Origin of the sequence: Kitasatospora sp. NPDC059146, from assembly GCF_042786665.1 — a bacterium.
Lineage (GTDB): Bacteria > Actinomycetota > Actinomycetes > Streptomycetales > Streptomycetaceae > Kitasatospora.
Genome location: NZ_JBHZCY010000041.1, coordinates 42,961 through 65,957, shown reverse-complemented (window position 1 = coordinate 65,957; position 22,997 = coordinate 42,961). Strand labels below are relative to the sequence as shown.

Annotated in this window: 20 protein-coding genes; 9 read left to right on the top strand and 11 right to left on the bottom strand. The window is 73.3% G+C overall.

Annotated elements, in window-relative coordinates:
- A partial coding sequence (locus ACFXPX_RS19615; RefSeq protein ID WP_380642459.1) for an ABC transporter ATP-binding protein occupies window positions 1-441 on the top strand: 441 nt, incomplete at its 5' end.
- Window positions 442-500: 59 nt separating this feature from the next.
- A complete protein-coding gene (locus tag ACFXPX_RS19610) occupies window positions 501-3,068 on the top strand; it encodes an ABC transporter permease (protein WP_380642457.1) in 2,568 nt (855 codons plus the stop codon).
- 273 nt (window positions 3,069-3,341) lie between these two features.
- Here ACFXPX_RS19610 and efeU read toward each other — a convergent pair whose 3' ends face one another.
- The 4 genes from efeU to ACFXPX_RS19590 form a co-directional block, all read right to left on the bottom strand.
- Window positions 3,342-4,175, bottom strand: coding sequence for an iron uptake transporter permease EfeU (efeU, locus tag ACFXPX_RS19605; RefSeq protein WP_380592299.1), 834 nt, complete (start codon window positions 4,173-4,175; stop codon window positions 3,342-3,344).
- Between the two features lie 34 nt (window positions 4,176-4,209).
- Entirely contained in the window at window positions 4,210-5,514 is a 1,305-nt protein-coding gene (gene efeB, locus ACFXPX_RS19600; protein WP_380592297.1) for an iron uptake transporter deferrochelatase/peroxidase subunit, read from the bottom strand.
- A gap of 145 nt (window positions 5,515-5,659) precedes the next feature.
- Window positions 5,660-6,808 carry an iron uptake system protein EfeO gene (gene efeO, locus ACFXPX_RS19595; protein WP_380524273.1) on the bottom strand — a complete coding sequence of 383 codons (1,149 nt, stop codon included), beginning with the start codon at window positions 6,806-6,808 and terminating at the stop codon, window positions 5,660-5,662.
- Window positions 6,809-6,949: 141 nt separating this feature from the next.
- On the bottom strand, window positions 6,950-7,765 hold the full coding sequence (locus tag ACFXPX_RS19590) for an ABC transporter ATP-binding protein (RefSeq protein ID WP_380642455.1): 816 nt from the start codon (window positions 7,763-7,765) through the stop codon (window positions 6,950-6,952).
- Window positions 7,766-7,978: 213 nt separating this feature from the next.
- Here ACFXPX_RS19590 and ACFXPX_RS19585 point away from each other — a divergent pair, with 213 nt between their 5' ends.
- The gene (locus tag ACFXPX_RS19585) at window positions 7,979-10,159 is read left to right on the top strand and encodes an amino acid adenylation domain-containing protein (RefSeq protein WP_380642453.1); all 2,181 of its coding nucleotides are present in this window, start codon (window positions 7,979-7,981) and stop codon (window positions 10,157-10,159) included.
- 35 nt (window positions 10,160-10,194) lie between these two features.
- On the opposite strand, the gene ACFXPX_RS19580 is transcribed toward ACFXPX_RS19585, so the two are convergent.
- Entirely contained in the window at window positions 10,195-11,523 is a 1,329-nt protein-coding gene (locus ACFXPX_RS19580) for a hypothetical protein (protein ID WP_380642451.1), read from the bottom strand.
- 19 nt (window positions 11,524-11,542) lie between these two features.
- On the bottom strand, window positions 11,543-11,944 hold the full coding sequence (locus ACFXPX_RS19575; protein ID WP_380524283.1) for a GNAT family N-acetyltransferase: 402 nt from the start codon (window positions 11,942-11,944) through the stop codon (window positions 11,543-11,545).
- Window positions 11,945-12,112: 168 nt separating this feature from the next.
- Between ACFXPX_RS19575 and ACFXPX_RS19570 the strand changes: the two genes are divergently transcribed.
- Window positions 12,113-13,702 carry a M4 family metallopeptidase gene (locus ACFXPX_RS19570; RefSeq protein WP_375895723.1) on the top strand — a complete coding sequence of 530 codons (1,590 nt, stop codon included), beginning with the start codon at window positions 12,113-12,115 and terminating at the stop codon, window positions 13,700-13,702.
- A gap of 25 nt (window positions 13,703-13,727) precedes the next feature.
- Here the strand turns inward: ACFXPX_RS19570 and ACFXPX_RS19565 are convergent, their stop codons facing one another.
- The 5 genes from ACFXPX_RS19565 to ACFXPX_RS19545 all read right to left on the bottom strand — a co-directional run bounded on the left by ACFXPX_RS19565 (window position 13,728) and on the right by ACFXPX_RS19545 (window position 17,740).
- Window positions 13,728-14,813, bottom strand: coding sequence for a hypothetical protein (locus ACFXPX_RS19565; RefSeq protein WP_380642449.1), 1,086 nt, complete (start codon window positions 14,811-14,813; stop codon window positions 13,728-13,730).
- 41 nt (window positions 14,814-14,854) lie between these two features.
- Window positions 14,855-15,823 (bottom strand): D-2-hydroxyacid dehydrogenase family protein, encoded by a 969-nt coding sequence (locus ACFXPX_RS19560; RefSeq protein ID WP_380524288.1) that lies wholly within the window; start codon window positions 15,821-15,823, stop codon window positions 14,855-14,857.
- A complete protein-coding gene (locus tag ACFXPX_RS19555) occupies window positions 15,820-16,194 on the bottom strand; it encodes a hypothetical protein (protein WP_375895717.1) in 375 nt (124 codons plus the stop codon). Before ACFXPX_RS19555 ends, ACFXPX_RS19560 begins: the two co-directional genes overlap by 4 nt.
- A gap of 71 nt (window positions 16,195-16,265) precedes the next feature.
- Window positions 16,266-16,697, bottom strand: coding sequence for a hypothetical protein (locus ACFXPX_RS19550; protein ID WP_380642447.1), 432 nt, complete (start codon window positions 16,695-16,697; stop codon window positions 16,266-16,268).
- A 59-nt stretch (window positions 16,698-16,756) separates the two neighbouring features.
- Window positions 16,757-17,740, bottom strand: coding sequence for a DUF5937 family protein (locus ACFXPX_RS19545; RefSeq protein ID WP_380642461.1), 984 nt, complete (start codon window positions 17,738-17,740; stop codon window positions 16,757-16,759).
- Window positions 17,741-17,843: 103 nt separating this feature from the next.
- On the opposite strand from ACFXPX_RS19545, the gene ACFXPX_RS19540 reads away from it, so the two are divergent.
- The 5 genes from ACFXPX_RS19540 (at window position 17,844) to ACFXPX_RS19520 (ending at window position 22,795) form a co-directional block, all read left to right on the top strand.
- On the top strand, window positions 17,844-18,809 hold the full coding sequence (locus ACFXPX_RS19540; RefSeq protein ID WP_380642445.1) for an aldo/keto reductase: 966 nt from the start codon (window positions 17,844-17,846) through the stop codon (window positions 18,807-18,809).
- Window positions 18,810-18,911: 102 nt separating this feature from the next.
- Window positions 18,912-19,631 carry a histidine phosphatase family protein gene (locus ACFXPX_RS19535; protein ID WP_380642443.1) on the top strand — a complete coding sequence of 240 codons (720 nt, stop codon included), beginning with the start codon at window positions 18,912-18,914 and terminating at the stop codon, window positions 19,629-19,631.
- Between the two features lie 118 nt (window positions 19,632-19,749).
- On the top strand, window positions 19,750-20,340 hold the full coding sequence (locus ACFXPX_RS19530) for a TetR/AcrR family transcriptional regulator (RefSeq protein WP_380642441.1): 591 nt from the start codon (window positions 19,750-19,752) through the stop codon (window positions 20,338-20,340).
- Between the two features lie 203 nt (window positions 20,341-20,543).
- Window positions 20,544-21,605: an SDR family oxidoreductase gene (locus ACFXPX_RS19525; protein WP_380642439.1), complete on the top strand. Its 1,062-nt coding sequence runs from the start codon at window positions 20,544-20,546 to the stop codon at window positions 21,603-21,605.
- 320 nt (window positions 21,606-21,925) lie between these two features.
- A complete protein-coding gene (locus tag ACFXPX_RS19520; RefSeq protein WP_380592276.1) occupies window positions 21,926-22,795 on the top strand; it encodes a hypothetical protein in 870 nt (289 codons plus the stop codon).
- Window positions 22,796-22,997: the final 202 nt, after the last annotated feature.

Genomic DNA, 22,997 nt, shown 5'->3' with positions numbered 1-22,997 from the left:
CTGACCGCCCTGGAGAACATCACCCTCCCCATGGACATCGCCGGCCGCAAGGCCGACCAGGCCTGGCTCGACCGCGTCGTCGACACCGTCGGCCTCTCCGGCCGCCTCGGCCACCGCCCCTCCCAGCTCTCCGGCGGCCAGCAGCAGCGCGTCGCCTGCGCCCGCGCCCTCGCCGGAAAGCCCGACATCATCTTCGCCGACGAACCCACCGGCAACCTCGACTCCCGCTCCGGCGCCGAGATCCTCTCCTTCCTGCGCAACTCCGTACGCGAACTCGGCCAGACCGTCGTCATGGTCACCCACGACCCCGTCGCCGCCGCCTACGCCGACCGCGTCGTCTTCCTCGCCGACGGCAAGATCGTCGACGAACTCCACAACCCCACCGCCGACACCGTCCTGGACCGCATGCGCCGCTTCGACGCCAAGGGCCGCACCAGCTGAGCCCGTTCGCACGTCCGAGCCCACCTGCCCCCGAGTACCCCCAGGACTGACGCTCCCCCATGTTCCGCACCGCACTGCGCAACGTACTGGCCCACAAGGGCCGCCTGCTGATGACGATGCTCGCCGTCATGCTCGGCACCGCCTTCGTCGCCGGCACGCTCATCTTCACCGACACCATGGGCCAGGCCCTCCGGAGCCAGAACTCCAAGAGCTACGCCGACATCGCCGTCACGGTCAGCGACGACGCGGCCGTCGGCCGCGGCTACAACCACGGCGCCCGCCACAACGCCGACACCCCGACCCTCACCGAGGACGCCCGCAAGAAGATCGCGGCCCTGCCCGGCGTCGCCGACGCCCGCGGCGTGGTCAGCGGCTTCGCCGGCATCGCGGACAAGAAGGGCGCGCTGATCGGCAACGGCTTCTCCACCACCGGCACCAACTACGTGCCGGGCGCCGACGGCACCGACCCGCGCTACCCGCTGGTCGAGGGCCGCGGCCCCAGGAGCGCCACCGAGATCGCCCTGGACACCCGGACTGCCGAGAAGGGCGGCTTCAAGCTCGGCGACACCGTCCGGGTCGCGGTCAACGGCCCGGTCATGGAGCTCAAGCTCACCGGCACCCTGCACACCAACGACCCGCGCGTGATGGCCGGCGGCTCGCTGGCCGCCTTCGACGACGCCACCGCCCAGGGGCTCTACCTGAGCCCCGGCCGCTACGCGTCGCTGGACGTCAAGGCCAAGCCCGGCACCGACGACGCCGCGCTGCTCACCGCCGTCAAGCAGGCACTGCCCCAGGGCGACAACATCGACGCCCGCACCGGCCGCGACCTGGCCGCCGAGCAGGACAAGATGATCGCCCAGGGCACCAAGATCCTGAACACCTTCCTGCTGGGCTTCGCCGCCATCGCGCTGTTCGTCGGCATCTTCATCATCGCCAACACCTTCTCCATGCTGGTCGCCCAGCGCACCAGGGAACTGGCGCTGCTGCGCGCCGTCGGCGCCACCCGCCGGCAGATCACCCGCTCGGTGAAGGTCGAGGCCGTGCTCGTCGGCCTGACCGCCTCGATCGGCGGCCTGCTGGCCGGTGTCGGGATCGCCGTCGGCCTCAAGGCGCTGCTCAACGGCCCGATGGACGCCAACCTGCCGGACGGCCCGCTGGTGATCGCCCCCACCACCGTCCTGACCGCGCTAGCGGTCGGCGTGCTGGTGACCCTGGTGGCCGCCTGGCTGCCCGCCCGCCGGGCCTCCCGGATCGCTCCGGTCGCCGCGATGAGCTCCGTCGAGCAGCCCGCCACCCAGAAGAGCCTGGTGGTCCGCAACACCGTCGGCCTGCTCTTCTCCGTCGCCGGGCTGGGCTCGCTGGCCGCCGGCATCAGCGGCAAGGAGGTCAAGCTCGTCGGCCTCGGCGCGGCCGCGCTGCTGCTCGGCGTGTTCGTGCTGACCCCGCTGCTGTCCCGGCCGCTGATCGCCCTGCTGGCCCCCGTGCTGCGCGCCGTGTACGGCACCCCGGGCAAGCTGGCCCAGGAGAACGCCGTCCGCAACCCGCGCCGCACCGCCGCCACCGCCTCGGCGCTGACCATCGGCGTCACGCTGATCACCTCGCTGACCGTGATCGGCGCCTCGGTGAACAAGGCCGTCGACGACTCCACCGACAGCGACATCAAGGCCGACTACACCGTGGCCATGCAGAACGGCACCATGCTGTCCGACGAGGTCGCCACCCAGATCGCCAAGACCCCCGGCGTCAGCGCGATGAGCCCCGAGCGCACCGTCCCGGTCACCGTCGACGGGGCCGACGACCGGTCCGAGTGGATGACCGCGGTGGACGCCACCACCATCGACCGGTTGGCCACCGTCAAGATCAAGGAGGGCTCCGCGGACGCCCTCAAGCAGGGCAAGCTGCTGGTCAGCACCGGCCGCGCCCAGAGCGCCGGCTACAAGGTCGGCGACACCCTCGCCGTCACCTACCCGGACGGCAGCAAGGGCTCGCTCACCATCGGCGGCATCCTGGAGGCCAACACCGCGCTGGCCAGCGTGATCGCCCCGGACGCCGTGGTCGGCCGGCACGCGGAGCCCGGCTCCGGCCCGAACAAGGTCCTCGTCAAGGGCGAGCACGGCGCGACCGAGCAGCTCAAGCAGGCGCTGCGCGACGCCACCGGCGGCAACCCGCTGATCGCGGTCAAGGGCGACAAGGACATCAAGGCGGAAAGCCGCCAGGCCGTCACCAACATCCTGAACATGATGTACGGGCTGCTCGGCATGTCCGTGGTGATCGCCGTCCTCGGCGTGGTCAACACCATGGCGATGTCGGTGTTCGAGCGCCGACGGGAGATCGGCATGCTGCGGGCGATCGGCCTGGACCGGCTCGGCATCCGCCGGATGGTCCGGCTGGAGTCGCTGCTGATCGCGCTGTTCGGCGGACTGGTCGGGATCGGCCTCGGCATCCTGACCGCCTGGGCGGTCGTCCGGACGATGGCGGGCGACCTCAAGGGGCTCAGCACCGTGGTGCCGCCACTGCAGATCCTCGGGTTCCTGCTCGCGGCTGCCGTGATCGGCCTGCTGGCCGCGCTCTGGCCGGCCCACCGGGCGGCGAAGCTGGACATCCTGGGCGCGATCAAGAGCGAGTAGTCCCGCGCCTCGACAACCCCACCGGAGCCCCGGGCGGTCGAACCGTCCGGGGCTCCGGCGTCGGTGCGTGTCCGTACCCCTCGTCCGTACCCCGTGCTTGCCCCTCGCCCGCGCCCCTCGCCCTGGAGACCTCGTTCCAGGACGGGTTGGACGTGGCTCCGAACCGGAGCATGGGGGCGTAGTGCCGAAACGACACCGCCCCGCCCGGCGGGTGCCGGGCGGGGCGGTGCGGTGAAGTGCGGTGGAGTGCGGTGCGTGCCGTGAACGGCCGGGTCAGGCGGCCGGCTTGGCCGTGACGGGCTTCGCCCGGTTCCCGAACAGGTTGAAGAACACGGCCAGCGTGGGCAGCAGGTACGCCAGCCAGACGACCAGCTGGAGCACCGTCGGGTCCGGCTGGAAGTTGAACACGCCCTTGAGCAGGGTGCCGTACCAGCTGTCCTTGGGGATGGTGCTGGAGATGTCGAAGGCCGTGGCGTGCAGGCCGGGCAGCCAGCCGGCCTCCTGGAGGTCGTGGACGCCGTAGGCGAGGACGCCTGCCGCGACCACGACCAGCATCGCGCCGGTCCAGGTGAAGAACTTGGCCAGGTTGATCTTCAACGCGCCGCGGTAGAACAGCCAGCCGAGGACCACCGAGGTGAGCAGGCCGAGCGCGGCGCCGACCAGCGGGTTCCAGCCGTCGTCGGTGGCCTGCACCGCGGACCAGATGAACAGCGCGGTCTCCAGGCCCTCGCGGCCCACCGCCAGGAAGGAGGTGACCACCAGCGCCGTGGTGCCCATCGCGATCGCCGCGTCCAACTTGCCGTGCAGCTCGGTCTTGAGGTGCCGGGCGGTGCGCCGCATCCAGAACACCATCCAGGTCACCAGCCCGACCGAGATGATCGACAGCGAGCCGCCGAGCGCCTCCTGGGCCTCGAAGGTGAGCTGCGAGGACCCGAACTGGAGGACCGCTCCGAAGACCATGGAGAGCACCACGGCCGCGGTGACGCCGAGCCACACCGGCGGCAGCTTGTCCCGGCGGTCGGTCTTGACCAGGTACGCGATCAGGATGCAGACGACCAGGCTGGCTTCGAGGCCTTCGCGCAGGCCGATCAGGTAGTTGCCGAACACGGCTGACTCCTAGAGGTGTTGGAGGTGGGAAGGCTCAGCCGAAGAGGGCCTGACCCCACCACTCCCCCGGCTTGCGGACACCCGCCGGGCAGGCGAAGTGGGCGGAGCCGACGTGCTGGATGTACTCGTTGAGCTTGTCCGTGGCCGCGAGCCGCTGCTGGAGCGGGACGAAGGCCTTGCGGGTGTCGCGCTGGTAGGCGAGGAAGAACAGTCCGGCGTCCAGGCGGCCGAGGCCGTCGGTGCCGTCGGTGAAGGAGAAGCCGCGGCGCAGGATCATCAGGCCGTTGTTGGCGTCCGGGTGGGCCAGGGCGACGTGGGAGGTCGCGGGCATCGCCTTGAGGTCGGGGGCGTCGTGCTCCTTGGCCTTGCCGTACGGGGCGCCCTCGCCCTTGGTGCGGCCGAAGGTGTCCTCCTGGTCCTTGAGCGGGGCGCGGTCCCAGGTCTCGATGTGCATCCGGATCCGCCGGGCGACCAGGTAGGAGCCGCCGGTCATCCACTCCGGGCCGTCGCCGGGGGCGGCCCAGACGTGCTCGGCGAGGTTGGCGCCGTCGCTGCCCGCGATGTTGTGGGTGCCGTCCTTGAACCCCATCAGGTTGCGCGGGGTCTGCTGGTCCGGGGTGGTCGAGGAGGTCTTGCCGAAGCCGAGCTGGGACCAGCGGATGTTGACGGTGCCCATGCCGATCCGGGCCAGGTTGCGGATCGCGTGCACCGCGACCTGCGGGTCGTCGGCGCAGGCCTGGACGCACAGGTCGCCGCCGCTGCGAAGCGGGTCGAGCTTGTCGCCCTTGAAGGTGGGCAGCTCGATCAGGGCCTCGGGGCGCTGGGCCTTGAGGCCGAAGCGGTCGACGCCGTCCTTCTCGAACAGGCCGGGGCCGAAGCCGATGGTCAGGGTGAGCCGGGAGGCGGGCAGGCCGAGGGCCTCCCCGGTGTCGTCCGGCGGGGCCTCGGCGGAGGCCGGGACGGCGCCGGTGCCGACCTCGCGGCCGCCGGTCATCGCGGCGGCCGCCTTGGTCCACTCCTTGAGCAGCTTGACCAGGGACTCCCGGGTGGCCTTCTCGGAGACGTCGAAGGCCGCGAAGTGCAGCCGGTCCTGGACGGGGGTGGCGATGCCCGCCTGGTGGTCGCCGTAGAACGGGACCTCCGCGGCGACCGTCGCAGCGGCCGCCGGGACGGGGTCGTCGTCCTGGCGGCTCGCCGCCGCGACCGACCCGACGGCCGCGGCGCCGAGCGCGACGCCCGCGCCGGCCCAGCCGATGACGGCGCGGCGGCTGACCGCGCCCGGGTTGGCGGTGGCGGCAGCGGCCGGAGCGCCCTGCTGCTGCTCGTTCTCGGCGTCCATCGGCGGGCGGGCCCTTCTCACTCTTGCTGAACTACTGACCTGCGGAACTACGGAACTGCTGACCTGCGGAACCGCTGGCCTACCGGCTTGCTGGCCTGCGGAACTACGGAGCTGCGGTGACGGCCGAACCCGGTTCGGCGGTGGGCTACTTGACGACGACGGCGGCGGCCAGCTTCGACAGCGGCTCGCCCAGCGAGTTGACCGCGTCGGAGAAGGTCTTGCGCTCGGCCTCGGTGACCTTGTCGTACGGGGTGAAGGTGCCGTCGGCCTGCTTGTACTTGGCGAGCAGGGCGTTGATGGCGGTGAACTCGGAGTCGAGGGTCTTCGACAGCTCCGGGTTCTTCTCGGCGGCGACCGGCTTCAACAGCTCGTAGGCCTTCTGGGCACCCTCGACGTTGGCCTGGAAGTCCGCGAGGTCGGTGTGGCTGTAGCGGTCCTCCTCACCGGTGATCTTGTTGGTGGCGACCTCGTCGAGCAGTTCCTTGGCGCCGTTGGCCATGCTGGTCGCGGTGATCTCCGCCTCGGGGATCTTCTTCTGCCAGTCCTTGAGGTCGGCGACCAGCTGGTCGGCGAGGGTCTTCTCCTCGTCGCCGATCCTGGCGTCGGCCCAGAGGGCCTTCTCCAGCCGGTGCCAGCCGGTCCAGGCCTGGCCCTGCTCCAGCTTGTCCTCGCGGGTGTCGGTCTTGGGGTCGACGTCGCCGAAGCTCTCGGCGACCGGCTCGGTGCGCTCCCAGCCGGTGCGCGAGGGGGCGTACAGCGACTTGGCCTTCTCCAGGTCGCCGCCCTTGATCGCGGCGGCGAAGGCCTCGACGGCCGGGACGGTGGCGTCGGCCTGCTCCTGGGCGTACTTGCGGTAGGCGTCGACGGCGGCGGCCAGGCGCGGGTCGGCGGGGGCGGCGCTGCCGCTGTCGCCGGTCACGGTGATCTTCTGGCGGATGCCGTCGCCGACCATGCCGGGCTTGCAGGCGACCTCGTAGCTGCCGGCCTTGATCTCGGCGTTGATGCTGGCCTTGGTCCCGGGGCCGATGTTCTCCCGCTCGGTGACGATCTTGTCGCCGGCGGCGTAGACGTACACCTCGGTGGTCTTGGAGCCCTTGTTGCTGATGTCGATCACCACGTGACCGGCCGGGAAGCTGGTCTTCGAGACCTCGCAGGCGGTGTCGGTGGCGTTGACCTTGACCGCGTCCGAGCCGCCCGCCTTGTCGTCCTTCTTCGACGCGCAGCCGGCCAGGGCGGCGGTGGCCACGGCGAGGCTGAGCAGCGCGGCTGCGGTGGAACGGCGGCGGGCGGACATGGGGGCTCCAACGGAAAAGGGCATGGGGGTGCCAAGGCCGGGTAAAGCGCCGGCCGGGCCGGTGCCTCCTGATTAGCTAAGGCATACCTTACGTAAGAAGTCTTTACCGTCCATACCCGGCCCCCTGCCCTGCCCGAACCGTTACCTCCCCGGCGCGCGCCGGGCGGCGGCGCGGGCCGTCCAGCGGCCGTCCTGGCGGCTGATCCGGATCGGGTGGCCGAAGGTCGCGCTGATCAGCTCCGTGGTCATCACCTCGTCCACCGGACCGGCCGCCAGGCACTCGCCCTCGCGCAGCAGCAGCGCGTGAGTGGTGCTCTCCGGCAGCTCCTCCAGGTGGTGGGTGACCAGCACACTGGCCAGTTCGGGGTGCTGGTGGCGCAGCAGGTCCAGGCTGTCCAGCAGCAGCTCGCGGGCGGTCAGGTCGAGGCCGGTGGCGGGCTCGTCGAGCAGCAGCAGGCGGGGGCTGGGCATCAGCGCGCGGGCGATCAGGGCCCGGCCGCGCTCGCCCTGGGAGAGCGTGGTCCACGGGGCGTCCGCCATCGCGGCCATGCCGAGGGTCTCGATCAGCTCCTCGGCCCGCTCCACCGCCTCGGGGGCGGGCTTGCGGTGCCACTCCGGCTCGATGGTGTTGGTGTGGCCGGTGAGCACCACCTCGCGCACGCTGAGCGGCGAGCGCAGCGGGTGGCGCGGGTTGACGTGCCCGAGGTGGGCGCGCAGCTCGCGGATGTCGACCCGGCCGAGCCGGCGGCCGAGCACGTCCACCGTGCCGCGGGTGGGGTGGGAGACCGCGCCGAGCAGGGCGAGCAGGGTGGACTTGCCCGCCCCGTTGGGGCCGAGCAGTGCCCAGTGCTCGCCGGGCCGGATCTCCAGGGTGATGCCGCGCAGCAGGTGCCGGCCGTCGCGCACGACGTCGACGTCCTGGGTGCGCAGCAGCGGGCCGTCGAAGGACGGGGCCATGGGGCGATTCTCCGATCGTGGTGCCGGTCAGGGGGGCGGGGCGCCGTACCCGACCGGCCCGGCGCCGACCGTCCGTGTGCACCGTACAACCGTCGGCCGGGGCCGGGCCGGGCCGGGCCGGGCCGTCCGAGGAGTGAACCGTCCAGAACCCTGTCGTGCGGGAGGAGTTGGGAGGAACATGGTGCTCTTCCGTGGGGGCGAGGGGGAGGCGTGATGGTGGCGGACGAGGAACGGCCGGGCAGTCTGCACGGTCTGGTCGAGCGGCAGGCCCGCCGGGCGCCGGGGGCGGTGGCGGTGCGCTGCGGCGAGGCGGAGCTGACGTACGGGGAACTGGACGCCCGGGCGGACCGGTTGGCGGCCGTACTGGTGGGGCGCGGGCTGGCCCCCGGCGGCCTGGCGGCGGTCGCGCTGGGCCGGGGCACCGAGGTGTACGTGGCGCTGCTCGCGGTACTCAAGGCGGGCGCCGCCTTCGTGCCGCTGGAGCCGACCGCGCCCGACGCACTGCTGCGGCACGTGCTGACCGACGCCGCGCCCCGCCTGGTGGTCACCGAGCGGCGCCACCTGGTCCGGCTCGCGGACGCGGGCGGCGCCGAGGTGGTCTGCGTCGACGACCAGGACCAGCCGGACGGCGGGTTCGAGCGGCCGGACGGCGGGTTCGAGCGGCCGGACGGAGGGTTCGAGCGGCCGGAGGTCACCCCCGGCGACCTCGCCTGCGTGTTCTACACCTCCGGCTCCACCGGCCTGCCCACCGGCGCGCTGGTCGAGCACCGCAACCTGCTGGCCGCGTACGCGGGTTGGCGCGAGGTGTACGGGCTGACGCCCGAGGACCGGATCCTGCAGACGGCCAGCCTGGAGTTCGACGTCTTCACCGCCGACTGGGTGCGCGCGCTGGGCACCGGCGCCACCCTGGTGGTCACCCCGTTCAACCTCACGCTGGACCGCACCGCCGACCTCGCCGCGCTGCCCACGCTGGTCGCGGAGGAGCGGATCACGGTCATGGAGCTGAACGTCCGCACCGCGCGTCGGCTCACCGACCTGCTGTCCGTGACCCGCGCCGGGCTGCCGGGAGTACGGCTGCTCACCGTCGGCGCCGAGAAGTGGTACCTGGACGAGCAGTTGGCGCTGCAACGGCTGCTCGGCGAGGGCACCAGGGTGCTGAACGTCTACGGCCTGGCCGAGGCCACCGTCGACAGCACCTGGTTCGAGGTGCGCGGCGCGGCCGCGGCCCCCGGCGCGGAGCGGGTCTCGCTGGTCGGCCGGCCCTTCCCCGGCACCCGGGTGTACGTGCTCGGCCCCCGGGCCACCCCGGTGCCGCCCGGGCGGGTCGGCGAGATCGCCGTCGCCGGCTCCGGCCTGACCCGCGGCTACCTGGGCCGGCCGGTGGACACCGCCCGCCGCTTCATCCGGGCGAGGTTCGATCCGGACGGCCGGGTGCTGCTGACCGGCGACCTCGGGGTGCTGCGGGAGGACGGCGTCCTGGAGTTCGTCGGCCGGGCCACCACCGTGGTCGGACCGCTCGGCGCGGACCGGCCGACCACGGTGGTCGCCCGGGTCAAGGTGGCGGCCCGTGCGGAGGGCGCGCTGCGCACCCACCCGAAGGTGCGGGAGGCGGTCGTGGTCGAGATGGAAACGCGGCCCGGACAGCGGCAGCTGGTCGGCTACGCGGTGCCCGTACAAGGAGCGCCGGACCGGGACGGGACGGACGGCTGGTCGCTCACCCAGTACCTGCTGACCCAGCTCAGGGGCTTCTCGAACCCCACCGCCGTGGTCGTCGTCCCCGAACTGCCGCGCACCCGCGCCGGGAAGCTCGACCGCTCCAAGCTGCCGCTGCCCGCCCCGCCGGGGCACACCGCCCCGCGCTCGGCCAAGGCCGGAGGCGGGCGCGGCGGCAAGGGCGGGGCCGGGCGGAGCGGCAAGGGCGGCGGCGGGCGCGGCGGTTCGGACTCCGACCCGATCGGCTGCGCGGTCGCGATCGCGATCGTCGTCGCGTTCTTCGCGTGGGGCCTCACCAATGTCTTCTTCAAGGGCGCGACGGACCTCTCGGCGGTGCCCGACGGCGGCTACCACACCTGGTTCGAGCTGCTCTACTTCTTCGAGAACCTCTCCTTCGGCGCCGGGATGGCCTTCCTGTTCTTCGGGTTCCCCTCGGTCCTGCGACAGGGCCGGTCGTTCAGGCTGTCCGTGGTCACCTACCTGTCGATCTTCTGGCTGCTCGCCTCCTGGTGGCCGCAGGACAACCTCTACCGGCTCACCGCGGCCAACGACTGGACCCGCGAGGTGGTGATGGTCTACGTCTTCAATGTCCCGCTGATGCTGGCCGCCATGGTGGTCGTGGTCTTCCTGCTCAGCCGGCCGAAGACCGTGCAGAAGCAGAAGGCGGGGAGGAGGCACTAGGGTCCGTCCTCAAGCTCCTGCCTGCGGGCCGGCGTTCAGCGCAACGCCTCGAACATCCCGGCCAGCGCGCCGTTGGCCGCCTCGACCAGCGCCTGCGCGGCGTCCAGCGCCTCGGCGTCGGGCCCGGCCAGGGCGAGGCCGACGGCGGGCTCCGGGTCGTGGGCCGCCGTCGGGATCAGCGGCAGCAAGGTGACGCCGAGCCGGGCGCAGCGCGGGCGCAGCCGGTCGAGGTGCTCGTGCAGCGCCTCGGGGGCGAGCCGGGCGCCGAGCGGCAGCGCGTCCAGGGTGCGGACGAGGTGGCCGGGGCCGCGCACCTGGTCCAGTCGCTCGCGCAGGACGAAGGCGACGGCGGGGCCGGTGAGCCGCAGGTTGATCTCGGTGGGGGCGAGGCGGCGCTGCCGGTCGGTGACGAAGTCGACGTCGTACCAACCGCGGTGGCCCTCGGCGGCCAGCCGCTCCCCCACCGCCAGGGCGAACCCGCGCGCCGTGTCGGCGGCGGCCCGCGGCACGGTGCCGGGGCCGACGGTGACGCCCTGGTAGCGGGTGCCGGCCACCTCCATGACGCCGGCCCCGACCGGGTGCACGGTGCCGTCCGGGCCGATCACGGCGTCGTAGGTGAGGTCCCGCAGCCGGGCGGAAGGGCCCGGGTCCACGTACTCCTCCAGCAGCAACTCGCCCTCCGGAGGAAGGACTTCGGAGCGCACCAGGCGGCGCAGCAGGGCGCCTCCGCCGCCCGCGGCGAACAGCTCGGCGGGCTCGACCACGACGGTGCCGTAACCGCCCACGCCGTACGGGCTCTTGAGGACAGTGGTCAGGCCCCGGACGGCCCGGACGGTGAGTCTGTGCGCGGCGCGGCGACGGCTCCCCACGCGCTCCTGGGCGGGGACGACGACCCCGGGGTGCTCGGGGGCGAGGGCGGCGAACAGCCCGTGCGCGGCGGCCTTGGACTCGTAGCGGCGGACGGTGTCGAGCTCGGGCCCCTCGCCCTGCGCCGCCGTACGGCCCCAACTGACCACCGGGTGGCCGGAGTCGGCGATCCGGGCGGCCAGCGCGGGGCGGGCGGCGAGCGCCTCGGCGAGCGTCCGGTCGCCCGCCACCCCGGTGTGCACCTCGACCGGACCCCAGCCCAACTCCCGGCCCAGCCAGTCGGTCCAGACCCGGTCGACCTCGGCGGGCAGCACCAGCACGGCCGGTTCCGGACTGTAGCCGACGGCCAGGCAGGCGTAGTGGTGCGCCTGCCGCAGCCGTCGCGCCCGCTGCGCGGCGTCCATGCCCGGGGCGAAGAACTGCGCGTTGAAGTCCGCGACATTGCCCAGGTGCACCGCCGCCCGCCCGCCGGTCCAGGCCCCCACCCATCCGTCCATGGAGCGGAAGCATAGGGCGTCAGAGCGCCAACAGCCCCGCCTCGGTGGGGCGCAGACCGCACGCGTCGAGGTAGAGGGCGCGCAGGTGGGGCTCGAAGTCGACGTGCAGCCAGGCGCAGCCGGCGCTGCGGGCGCCGTCGGCGGCCTCGCCGACCAGCCGGGTGGCGACGCCGTGCCGCCGGGCGGCCGGTGCGACCACGGTGTCCAGCAGGAAGGCGTGGGTGCCGCCGTCCCAGGCGAGGTTGACGAAGCCGACCAGGGCGCCGTCGGCGGTCCGCCGGGCGGTGACCCAGCCGAGGCTGTGCCGCGCCAGGCGGGCCAGCCACTGGCCTGGTTCGAGGGGGTGGCCGAAGCCGTCCGCGTGCAGGCGGTCGAGTTCGGGGTCGGTGAGCGCTCCGCGCCACTGGTAGTCGATCGTCACGACGGCAGCGTAGACGGCTTGTTAAGTTCCGATCATTTTTGATTGGACCAGGACACAACTTGGCAAAGTTATGACCTTTCCTCTAGCCCGACCTGACTGATCGCCGTCAATCTCGGTCGCAGCTCTTTGCAGCCCCTTTCCCTGCACCCCACCCCCACCGGAGTCAGAGTGAGCCCCAACTCCTCGTCCCGCCGTGCCCGCACGGCCGGAGCGATAGCCGTCGTCGCCGCCCTCGCCGCCGTGGCCGTCCCCACCACGGCCTCCGCCGCCCCCGCCACCCGCGAGGCCGCGATCGCCCAGGCCCGCGCCAACGTCACCCACAACGCCGGGGTGTTCGGCTACGGCGCGGGCCAGGACCTCGTCCTCAAGGACGTCGTCCTCGACGCCGACGGCGCCTCGCACATCCGCTTCGACCGCACCTACCAGGGCCTTCCGGTGGTCGGCGGCGACCTGGTCGTCCACCAGGACGCCCGCGGCAGGCTCAAGGACACCTCCCGGGCGGCCGCCCACGACGCCGCCGTGAAGACCACCGTCCCCAAGGTCCCCGCCCAGGCCGGCGCCGCGAACGCGATCTCCGCCGCACCCGGCGTCCGGGACGCCACCAGCAGCCCCGAACTGGTCGTCTGGGCCGCCGACGGCACCCCGCGACTGGCCTGGCGCACCGTCGTCGAGGGCACCGGCGAGCACGGCCAGCCGGCCGGCAAGGTCGTCGTCACCGACGCCACCACCGGCGAGCAGATCGAGTCCTACGACGCCGAGCACCAGGCCGCCGGCACCGGCAACTCCGAGTACACCGGCCAGGTCACCGTCGACACCACCCCGGCCAACGGCGGCTACACCCTGACCGACCCGGTCCGCGGCCACGTCACCAAGGACGCCGGCAACCTGTCCGCCAGCTCGATCAAGGCGAGCTCCGGCACCCCGTTCACCAGCACCACCAACGTCTGGGGCGACGGCAAGAAGTTCTCCACCAACCGCGCCACCGCCGCCGTCGACGCCCACGCCAACACCGCCTGGACGTACGACTACTACAAGAACGTGCACGGCCGGAACGGCATCAAGAACGACGGCAAGGGCGCCACCGTCTTCGTCCACGTCGGCACCAACTGGGACAACGCCCAGTGGTCCGACAGCTGCTTCTGCATGATGACCGGCGACGGCGACGGCACCACCGACCCCGAGCAGGTCGACCTCGACACCATGGGCCACGAGATGACCCACGGCGTCACCAGCGCCACCGCCAACCTGCGCTACAGCGGCGAGTCCGGCGGCCTCAACGAGTCGACCAGCGACATCTTCGGCACCATGGTCGAGTGGTACGCCAACAACAAGATCGACACCGGCGACTACCTGTTCAGCGACCAGTCCACCCCGCCGTGGCTGCGCCGCTTCGACAAGCCCTCGCTGGACGGCAAGTCGGCCGACTGCTGGAGCAGTTCGGTCGGCAAGCTGGACGTCCACAACTCCTCCGGCGTCGGCAACCACTGGTTCTACCTCGCCAGCGAGGGCAGCGGCACCAAGACCATCAACGGGGTCACCTACAACAGCCCCACCTGCAACAAGTCGACGGTCACCGGCATCGGCAACCAGAAGGTCGCCAAGATCTGGTACCGCGCGCTGACCGTCTACATGACCTCCACCACCAACTACAAGGGCGCCCGCGCCGCCTCGCTCAACGCCGCCCGCGACCTCTACGGCGCCGGCAGCACCGAGTACAACGCGGTCGCCGCGGCCTGGAGCGGCGTCAACGTCAACTAGGTCCCGGCCGGCCGACGTTGTCGGATCAGCCGGTGAACCCGACGTGGACGTGGTCGTGGTGGGTGTCATCGGTGAAGAACTGGTTGCCGACGCCCGCGATCGCCACCGGCCCGCCCACGTTGTACGAACCGGCCGCCGCCGCGTCCCGCATGAAGGACTCGATCAGCTGCCGGGGCGTGGCCGGGTCCACCACGGCCCGGCCGTCGATCCGCCAGACGTCGAAGGCCCGGCCCAGCGGATGGTCGCTGGGCCGGGTCGTCCCGAAGACGTCCAGGGGGTGACCGGTGCGCACCACGCTCACCGACAGCGCGTACGGGCCGGCCAGCCGCAGCATCGCCGTCAGGACGCTGTCGTGGACGGTGCCGCTGAGCAGATCGGCGGCGGCCTCGGGCGGCAGCTCGATCCTCGGCTCGGCCAGCACCTTCGCCACCGCGGGGGTGGGTGCGGCGGGCGCGGCAGGTGAGGCGGGTGAGGCGGCGGGTGTGGCGGCGGGTGACCCGGCGGCCGGGCCCGGGTCGCCGGGGTGCACGGCGGTGACCGTCCAGCGGGGCTCGGCCCGGCTCAGCCGGACGTCCACCGTGATGCCGCCCGCCGCCACCGAGCCGTCCGGCTGCCTGGTCCACTGGCGGCAGACCACCAGCACGCTCGCCGAGTCGGCGAGGATCCCGCCGTACTGGGCGTCGACCACCTCCACGGCGGCCTCCGGCGCCGCCGGGGCGAGCCGCCCGGCCCCGTCCGCCAGGCCCGGCGGCAGGCCCAGCGCCGCCACCCGGGCCCGGGCCGCCCCGGACCCCTGCCCGCCGGGCGGCCAGGCGCCGAGCGCGGCGACCAGCTCGACGGCGCGGCGCTTGACGTCGGGCTGGATCTCGCCGGGGCCGGGCTGCCACAGTGGTGGGTTGGGCAGCGGGGTCGCTGCGGGGGGCGCTGTCGGGGACGGGGTCGGGGACGGGGCCGCTGTCGGGGCCTGTGCCGGGGCCGGTGTCGAACTCGCCGGGGCCACGGCGGACTTCGTACCGCTCGTACACCCCGCCGCGCCCAGCAGCACCGCCGCCGCACCCGCCCGCAGCACCCCGCGTCGGCCCGTACCCCGGCCACCGTCTCCGCTCGTCATGCCGTCAGTATGCGACCGGTGGCCGGGCCGGGGCGCGAGCGTCAGCCCAGACGGCGGATCGGCTCACCCGCCAGGAACGCCGCGATGTCCTCCACCGCCTCGGTGAAGTACCGCCGGTAGTTCTCCTGCGAGACGTACCCCAGGTGCGGGGTGGCCAGCAGCCGGGGCGCGCGGCGCATCGGGTGGTCGGCGGGCAGCGGCTCGACGTCGAAGACGTCCACCGCGGCCCCCGCGATCCGGCCGCCGGTGAGGGCCGCGAGCAGCGCGTCCTGGTCGACGATCGCCGCCCGGGAGGTGTTCACCAGGTAGGCCTCCGGCTTCATCAGAGCGAGCTCGGCGGCGCCGATCAGCCCCCGGGTGCCCGCGTTCGACGCGAGGTGGACCGACACGAAGTCGCTCTCCCCGAGCAGTTGCTCCTTCGAGGCGGCCCGGCGCACACCCGCCGCGGCCGCCTGCTCGTCGGTCAGGCTCCGGCTCCAGGCCAGCACCTCCATGCCGAAGGCCAGCCCGACCCGGGCGACGGCGGAGCCGATCCGGCCGAGACCGAGCACTCCGAGCGTCCGGCCGTGCAGATCGGCCCCGACGGTGCTCTGCCAGGGCCCGCCCTCGCGCAGCGCGGTGTTCTCCTGGACGAGACCGCGGGCCAGGCCCAGCAGCAGCGCCCAGGTCAGCTCGACCGGCGGAGTGCCGGAGCTGGCCGTACCGCAGACGGTCACGCCGTGCGCCTCGGCGGCCCGGAGGTCGATCACCGAGTTGCGCATGCCGGAGGCGACCAGCAGCTTGAGACGGGGCAGCCGGGCGAACAGCGTGGCGGGGAACGGCACCCGCTCGCGCAGGGTGACCACGATGTCGAACCCGGCGAGCGCGGCGACCAGTTCCTCCTCCGAGGTGTGGTGCTCACGGAAGGCGGTCACCTCGACCCGGTCGGCGACCGGGGTCCAGTCGGCGGAGCTGGTGGCGACGCTCTGGAAGTCGTCCAGGACGGCGCAGCGAAGGAGCGGAAACGTCATGCCCGCAGCTTCCCAGACGGCGGCGGGCCGGGGGGCCGCAGTCCGTAGCGGTCCCGCTCCCGTTCCCGGTCCCGGTCCCGCTCCCGGACGACCCACGATGGCTCGCCGAGCTTGGCCCGCAGGACGGCCATCGGGTGGCGCAGCTCCCGGTGGTCGGACAGGCCGTCCCAGCCGTGCAGTCGGATGTCCCGCAGGTCGTGCATCCCCTCGCCGAGCTCGATCAGGGTACGTAGCGCCCGGGTGTCCTGGCGGGTGAGCTGCACCTCCCGGCCGTCCACGGTGGCGATCCGGGTGACCGGGTCGAGGGCGATGCGTCCGTCGAAGGCGGTCAGCGGGACCGGCGCCTCGTCCACGGGCTGTTCCTGCTCCATGTCGGGCAGCCTAGTCGGTCCGGCCCGGCCGCCAACTCCGCCGCGCAGCAGGGCCGATGGCTCCGACGCCGCTACCCGTTCCACCCGTTGAGGTCTTCGAAGCCGGTCTCCACGCTGCCGCGGAACGCCAGGGCCTCACGGCCGATGCCGAGAGCGTCGAGCAGGGAGTCCAGGGCCGCTTCCGGGTCGTCCACCGAGCGGCTCAACCAGACGAACGTGCACGGGGGAACCTGTCCGCCGAGCCTGCTCAGGGCGAAGGACGTCCTCCCGATGCGGAACATGGCGACGTCCACCGGGCCGAGGTCCTCCCAGCCCCGCTCGACGGTCAGCCGCAGGCGCGCCGCGAGCACGTCCAGCGGGGGCTGCAGGCCCGCCACCAGGCGAAATGTACCGGCGGCGTACTCCCACATGCTCTGCTGGAAGGCCGGGTTGGGGTTGCCGCCCTGGTAGGAGGGTGCCGGACCCCAGTCCGGCTCGGGGCCCGGAACGCCGACTGCCGTCATGTCTCCCCCGTCCGAACGCTGCGGTTACCACCCTGCTCCCACCGTAGCCGAGGCGCCCGTCAGCCGTCCGGGTCGAGCAGCGCCTCGGCGGTGGCCGTCCGGGCGTACAGCACCCAGCGCCCGGCGCGGTGGGCGCTCACCAGGCGGGCGTCCCGCAGCGCCGTCAGGTACTGGGAGACGGCCGAGGGCGACAGGCCGGTGCGGTGGGCGAGTTCGGTGGTCGAGGCGGGGGCGGCGAGTTCGGCGAGCAGCAGGGCGCGGGAGCGGCCGAGCACCGCGGCGAGGGCCGCCGTGCCGGGGGCCGGTGGCCCCGCGGTCCAGAGACGGCCGATCCCCCGGGCCGGGTAGGCGAGTTGGGGAGGAGCCGGCGGGGCGAGGAGGGTGAACAGGCCGGGGCCGGTGAACGCGGAGGGGATCAGCAGCAGGCCCGGCCCGGCGGTGCGGCGGGGCATCGGGCGGGAGCGCCGGCTCAGCCGCAGGGCGCCGTCGGTCCACCGCAGTTCGGCGTGCAGGTCGTTGAGTACCCGCTCGGCGCCGTGCTCGGCGGCCTGCCGGGCCCGGTACAGCACGTCGGCGTCGAGGACGGCGCGGATCCGCGCCCAGTACGGCGCGAGGGCCAGCTCCCAGTAGGCCTCGACCGCCTCGGCGAGCCGGGCCAGCCCGGCCTCCGGGTCGGCGTACAGGGCTCGCAGCCTCGGCCCGAGCGTGCCCCGGTCCGCCCGGTGCGCCTGGTCCGCCTGGTCGGCCTGGTCCGCCGCCAGTCGGTCCAGGTCGCGCCGGACCTGCCCGGCGGGGGTGGCCCGGATCGCGGCGAGTTCCCCGGCCAGGGTCGGCGCGGGTCCGGTCGGGGCCGGATTGAGGAAGTCCGGCACGTACCCGGCGGGCGGCACGAGTTCGGCGAGCAGCCCGTACGCCGGGCCGAGCGCCGCCAGTCGGGGCCGGACCTGCTCCACCCAGGGGCCGTGGACGGCGTGCGGCGCTCCCGAGCGCAGCAGACGCAGGCTCGGCCCGACCTCCCACATCGGTGCGACCGCGAACCGCATCCGGGCCAGGTCACCTGCCGTGAACAGCAGCTCCGCCAACGCCTTCCCCCGTGGATTCACACATGTCCGAATCAGTGGCGATCAGGTTAGTTCAATCGCGATCATGACCAGCATGACTTCCGACACCACCTCGACCAGCGCTTCCCCGACCGGCGCTTCCCCGACCAGCGCTTCCGTGTCCGCCGCCTCGTCCGGCACCTGGCAGCTCGGCGACCGCACCGTCCACCGGATCGGCTTCGGCACCATGCGCCTGCCGCAGACCGGGCCGGCGCTCGTACCGGACGCCGTACCGCGCGACCGCGACCAGGCCCTGCGGGTACTGCGTCGCGCGGTCGAACTGGGCGTCAACCACATCGACACCGCCGCCTTCTACTTCTCCCCGCTGCGCTCCGCCAACGAGCTGATCAACCGCGCCCTCGCCCCGTACTCCGACGCCCTGGTGATCGCCACCAAGGTCGGCCCGGCCCGTGGCACCGACGGCCGGTGGATCGACCACGCCCGCACCCCCGAGGCGCTGCGCGCCCAGGTCGAGGAGAACCTGCGCCAGCTCGGCCGCGACCACCTCGACCTGGTCAACCTGCGCATCCTGGGCACCGACTCGATCGCCGAACGCTACGGCGCACTCGCCGAGTTGCGGCAGGCCGGACTGATCCGGCAGCTCGGCCTCTCCAACGTCCACCCGCACCAGCTCACCGAGGCCCGGGCCATCGCCCCCGTCACCTGCGTGCAGAACCCGTACGGGATCGGCGCCTCGCCCGCCCAGGACGAGGTCCTGCGACTCTGCGGCGAGCAGGGCATCGCCTTCGTCCCGTTCTACGCCATCGCCGGCGCCGGGCGTGAGGGCGGCGCCGCCGCCGGGGCGGAACCCGGCGAGGTCCGGACGGTGGCCGAGGCGCGCGGCGTCAGCACCGCCCAGGTCCGGCTCGCCTGGACGCTCCACCGGGGTCCGCACGTCCTCGCCATCCCGGGCACCGGCGACGTGGCGCACCTGGAGGACAACATCGCGGCCGGCGCCCTGCGGCTGACGGCCGAGGAACTCGCCCTGCTGAACCGGGCCCACTCCGGCTGACCTGGGACCTGGGACCTGGGCCCCGGAACCACCACCCGCCGCACGGGCGTCACACTCCGGGACCGGACCCCGTCCCACCGAACGAACCCCCGGAGCCTGCCCGTGACCGACCGCGCCACCCGCTACCTGTACCTCGCCCGCCACGGCGAGGCGGCCCACCACAGCCCGGCCGGCAGCGAGTCGGATGGTGGGTCGGGTGGCGGGTCGGGTGGCGGGTCAGCCGGTGAGGTGGGTGGCGAGGCGAACAGTGGGGCGGACCACGACGGGCTCAGCCCCACCGGCCGCCGGCAGGCCGTGCTGCTCGGCCGCCGCCTGGCGCAGCGCCCCCTCACGGCCGTCCACCACGGGCCGCTACCCCGGGCCGCGCAGACCGCCCGGCTGATCGGGGACCAGCTCGGCGGAGTACCGGTGTCCGCCTGCGAGGAGGCAGGCGACTACGTCCCGTATCTGCCGTCAGCCGACGAACTGCCCGCCGACAGTGCCGAGTTCCTGCTGCGCTTCCTGGCCCAGGCCTCCTCCGAGGAGCTCTCCCGCGGACCGGAACTGGCCCGCCGGGCCGTCGACCGCTTCACCGGACCGGTCGACGGCCCCGAGGACCGGCACGAACTGGTCGTCACCCATGCCTTCCTGATCGGCTGGCTGGTCCGCCACACCCTGGACGCCCCCGCCTGGCGCTGGCTCGGCCTCAACGCGGCCAACGCGGCGCTCACCGTGCTCCGCTTCGCCCCCGGCCGCCCCTCCGCCGTCCTCCTCCTGAACGACCAGTCCCACCTGCCCGAGGAGTTGCGCTGGACGGGCTTCCCGCCGGAGCTGCGGGCCTGAGCAGCCACCGCGGAGCCTCCGCCCGGGGCAGCGCGTCGCCGGGCCTGCGGTCGGCAGGAATGTGGTCGACAGAAATGTGGTCGACAGGATTATGCAGACCGGTCTACAGTCTCCGTCCATGGGAGCAAAGGGCGAGGAGACCCGGGCCCGGCTGATCGCCGGCACCCGGGAACTGATCGAGCAGCACGGGTACTCCGGCACGGGCCTCAACCAGGTCCTGGCCGTCACCGGCGCACCGCGCGGCTCCCTCTACTTCCACTTCCCCGGCGGCAAGGACCAACTGGTCGCGGCCGCACTGCTGCAGTCCGGCCAGGAGGTCGCCGACCTGCTGACCGGACTCGCCGCCGACGGAGCCGACGCCGCCGCGCTCAGCCGACACCTCACCGAGGTGTTCGCGGACCGCCTGGCCCGCTCCGACTACACCAAGGGCTGCCCCATCGCCACCGTCGCCCTGGAGGTCGCCGGGACCAACGAGGCACTGCGCGCCGTGTGCGCCGAGGTGTACGAGGGCTGGCAGCGCATCCTGGCCGAGCAGCTGACCGCCAGCGGCTTCCGCCCGGCCGAGGCCGCGGTGGCCGCCGGCCAGGCCCTGGCCCTGATGGAGGGCGCGGTGCTGCTGGCCTCGGTCCGACGCAGCCGCGAGCCCCTGGACGACGCCCGGCACGCCGTCCTCCACCTCCTCGGCGCGAAGGCGTCCGGCCGCTCGTAGCCGTTGCCGCTGCACGGGCGCCCTGCGGCCGGCTCGATGCAGCACTGACCGCTCGCCAAAAAATATGCAGACCGGTCTAGCTATCCAAGATTCGGCCGCATCACCACTCGCCCGCCAGTCGCCCCCGCTCCATCATGCCCAGAAATTATGCAGATCGGTCTACCGAAATATGCCGATCGGTCCACAGAAAGCAGAGACCGCTCATGCCACCCACTCCCCCGCCCCCGCAGACCCTCGTCCTGGGCGCCGGCGGCTTCCTCGGCCGCTGGCTGCTCCTCGAACTCCTCGGCCGCGGCGAGCCCGTGGCCGCCGCCGTCCGCACCACCGCGAGCGGCACCGCTCTCCGCGCCTGGCTGCGCGAGCACGACACCGACCCGACCCCGCTGACCACCGTCACCGCCGACCTCACCCGCCCCGGCCTCGGCCTCTCCCCCGAGGACGACGCCCGCCTCGGCAAGGTCCGCGACGTCCACAACCTCGCCGCCCGCTACCAGTTCGGCCTCACCCGCGCCCAGGCCGAGCCCGCCAACCTCCACGGCGCCCTCCACGCACTGCACTGGTCCGCGACCCGGCCCCAACTGCGCCGCCTGGTCCACCTCTCCGGCTACCGGGTCGGCCGCGACCCCCCCCCCCGCCACCCGCTCGACCCCGGCACCACCGACGCCCTCTACGCCCGCCTCGGCGCCTACGAGGCCTCCAAGCAACTCGCCGACGCCGCCGTCCGCGTCACCGCACCCCGGCTCGGCGTCCCGCTCACCACCGTCAACCCGAGCAGCGTCATCGGCCACTCGACCACCGGCGAGGCCGGCCAGTACCTCGGCCTCGCCCAACTGGTGCACCAGCTGCACCGCGGCCGCCTCCCCCTGCTGCCGGGCACCCGCCGCACCTTCGTCCCCGTCGTCACCGTCGACCATCTGGCCCGCTTCCTGGCCGCCGTCCCGGTCCACGACCGCGCCCCCGTCGCCGCCCACACCGTCCTCGACCCGACCACCCCTGCCCTCCCCGACCTGGTCGCCCTCCTCGCCACCCACCTCGGCGTCCGCCCACCCCGCGGCCTGGTCCCCGTCCCCCTCGTCCGCCGCCTCCCCCGCGCCCTCACCGGCGCCGACCCGGAGACCCTCACCTTCCTCTCCGAGGAACGCTACGACACCACCTCCGCCGACCGTCTCGCCACCGCCGCCGGCCTCACCCACCCGCCCCTCACCCCCGCCCTCCACCACTGGGCCGACCGCCTCGTCCACGACGCCTTCGGCGCCCGACACTGAACGTGATCGAGTGGTGTCGGGGCTGTTCGCCTGAAGGCCGTCGGTCGGTTCCGGTAACCGTTGGGGCGTATCCAGCGTCTGCATCCACCTGACCAAGCCGCTGCGGGAGTTCATCGCCGCGAACAGAGACTGGCTCAGCGTTGTCCAGCCACCCACCTACGCGCCGGACCTCAACCCTCAGGAGGGCACCACCGGCTCCAGCAGATCCGGTACCGTCCGGACCTGGCCGACGGCTGCCTGACCGGCACTGGCCTGATCACGTCTGACTGACGAGCGGAAAAGGGATGGCCGGTAGCTCCCGGCCCGGTCATTCTGACCCCATGGGAGACAGAGCCAACGTCATCGTGGTCCGCGAGAACGGCACACATGAGCTGTACCGGACCGGGTGGGCGGTCGGAATCGACCTCGACCTGTTGGACGGGCCGGCCGCGGTACTCGCCATGCTTCCCGAACTCCACCAGGACGGCTGGTGGTTGGACGACACCGTCGCCCAGGGTGGGGTGCTGCTCGACCTCGGCCGAAAGGTGCTCCTGTTCTTCGCCCGGGAGGGCCCGAGCACTGAGCTCCGTCACCGCGCGGCCATCTTCGAGCTGATCCGAGTGGCGTGGCCGGGCTGGGAGGTCCGTTGGCTGTACGACGGCGCGGCCGAACTGCGCGCCTACGTCGGGCTGGACCCGGAGTACGTCCGGTGCCGCGATGCGGACCTGACCTTGGCCCCGTTCCTCGCTCCCGAGGCGGAGGATCTGGCCTGGCCCGACCCGGGCGGTGTGGTGGTCACCGTTGGCTCCGGTGGCTGCCACGTCGCCTCTGAGGCTTTCGACCACCCCGTCCGTGAGGGAGAGTCGCTGCTCGACCGACTGGCAGATGCCCCGGAGCACGGAGCCTGCCGCCTGCATGTCAACTCCGGTATCCACCTCGACCCGGAGCGCCGCCGCTTGGGCTGGTGGTCCCTCTCCTCCACCCCAGAGGCCTACCGGGTACCGGAGTTGTGGCCGGGCTGGACGGTGGAGTTCTGGAAGGACGACTGGGAACGGCACCGCCGCGCCTGCACCCGCTTCTACCCGGCGCCGTTCGACACCGGAGCGGAAGCCCGGGCCGCAGTCCTCGCCGAGGCCGGGGAGCGCCGGGCCACCCGGGCCCGCCACCGCGCCCAGCCCACCCCCCTGCGGGCCGCACCGCCTCGGGCCTGACCTCCGACAGCCGGCCGACATCACGGATTCAAGGCCAGCAGCCACCCCCGCCCGACACAGGAAGTCGACCCACCCGACTTCCTGTGCACCCCCACCCCCACCCCGCCACCGGCGAACCGACCACCTCGCCCACGACACCTCCGCCGTCCCCGAGCACTCCGGCAGGACTTCGACGTTCTGCCCGTCCGGAGCATCGCGACTG

Excerpts from the sequence above, each read along its gene's own strand:
- ACFXPX_RS19565 (WP_380642449.1), bottom strand. The coding sequence starts at position 14,813 with ATGACGAGCGGAGACGGTGGCCGGGGTACGGGCCGACGCGGGGTGCTG.
- ACFXPX_RS19560 (WP_380524288.1), bottom strand. The coding sequence starts at position 15,823 with ATGACGTTTCCGCTCCTTCGCTGCGCCGTCCTGGACGACTTCCAGAGC.
- ACFXPX_RS19540 (WP_380642445.1), top strand. The coding sequence starts at position 17,844 with ATGACCAGCATGACTTCCGACACCACCTCGACCAGCGCTTCCCCGACC.
- ACFXPX_RS19610 (WP_380642457.1), top strand. The coding sequence starts at position 501 with ATGTTCCGCACCGCACTGCGCAACGTACTGGCCCACAAGGGCCGCCTG.
- ACFXPX_RS19555 (WP_375895717.1), bottom strand. The coding sequence starts at position 16,194 with ATGGAGCAGGAACAGCCCGTGGACGAGGCGCCGGTCCCGCTGACCGCC.
- ACFXPX_RS19590 (WP_380642455.1), bottom strand. The coding sequence starts at position 7,765 with ATGGCCCCGTCCTTCGACGGCCCGCTGCTGCGCACCCAGGACGTCGAC.
- ACFXPX_RS19525 (WP_380642439.1), top strand. The coding sequence starts at position 20,544 with ATGCCACCCACTCCCCCGCCCCCGCAGACCCTCGTCCTGGGCGCCGGC.
- ACFXPX_RS19585 (WP_380642453.1), top strand. The coding sequence starts at position 7,979 with ATGGTGGCGGACGAGGAACGGCCGGGCAGTCTGCACGGTCTGGTCGAG.
- ACFXPX_RS19530 (WP_380642441.1), top strand. The coding sequence starts at position 19,750 with ATGGGAGCAAAGGGCGAGGAGACCCGGGCCCGGCTGATCGCCGGCACC.
- ACFXPX_RS19580 (WP_380642451.1), bottom strand. The coding sequence starts at position 11,523 with ATGGACGGATGGGTGGGGGCCTGGACCGGCGGGCGGGCGGCGGTGCAC.
- ACFXPX_RS19550 (WP_380642447.1), bottom strand. The coding sequence starts at position 16,697 with ATGACGGCAGTCGGCGTTCCGGGCCCCGAGCCGGACTGGGGTCCGGCA.
- ACFXPX_RS19520 (WP_380592276.1), top strand. The coding sequence starts at position 21,926 with ATGGGAGACAGAGCCAACGTCATCGTGGTCCGCGAGAACGGCACACAT.
- efeB (WP_380592297.1), bottom strand. The coding sequence starts at position 5,514 with ATGGACGCCGAGAACGAGCAGCAGCAGGGCGCTCCGGCCGCTGCCGCC.
- ACFXPX_RS19545 (WP_380642461.1), bottom strand. The coding sequence starts at position 17,740 with ATGCGGTTCGCGGTCGCACCGATGTGGGAGGTCGGGCCGAGCCTGCGT.
- efeO (WP_380524273.1), bottom strand. The coding sequence starts at position 6,808 with ATGTCCGCCCGCCGCCGTTCCACCGCAGCCGCGCTGCTCAGCCTCGCC.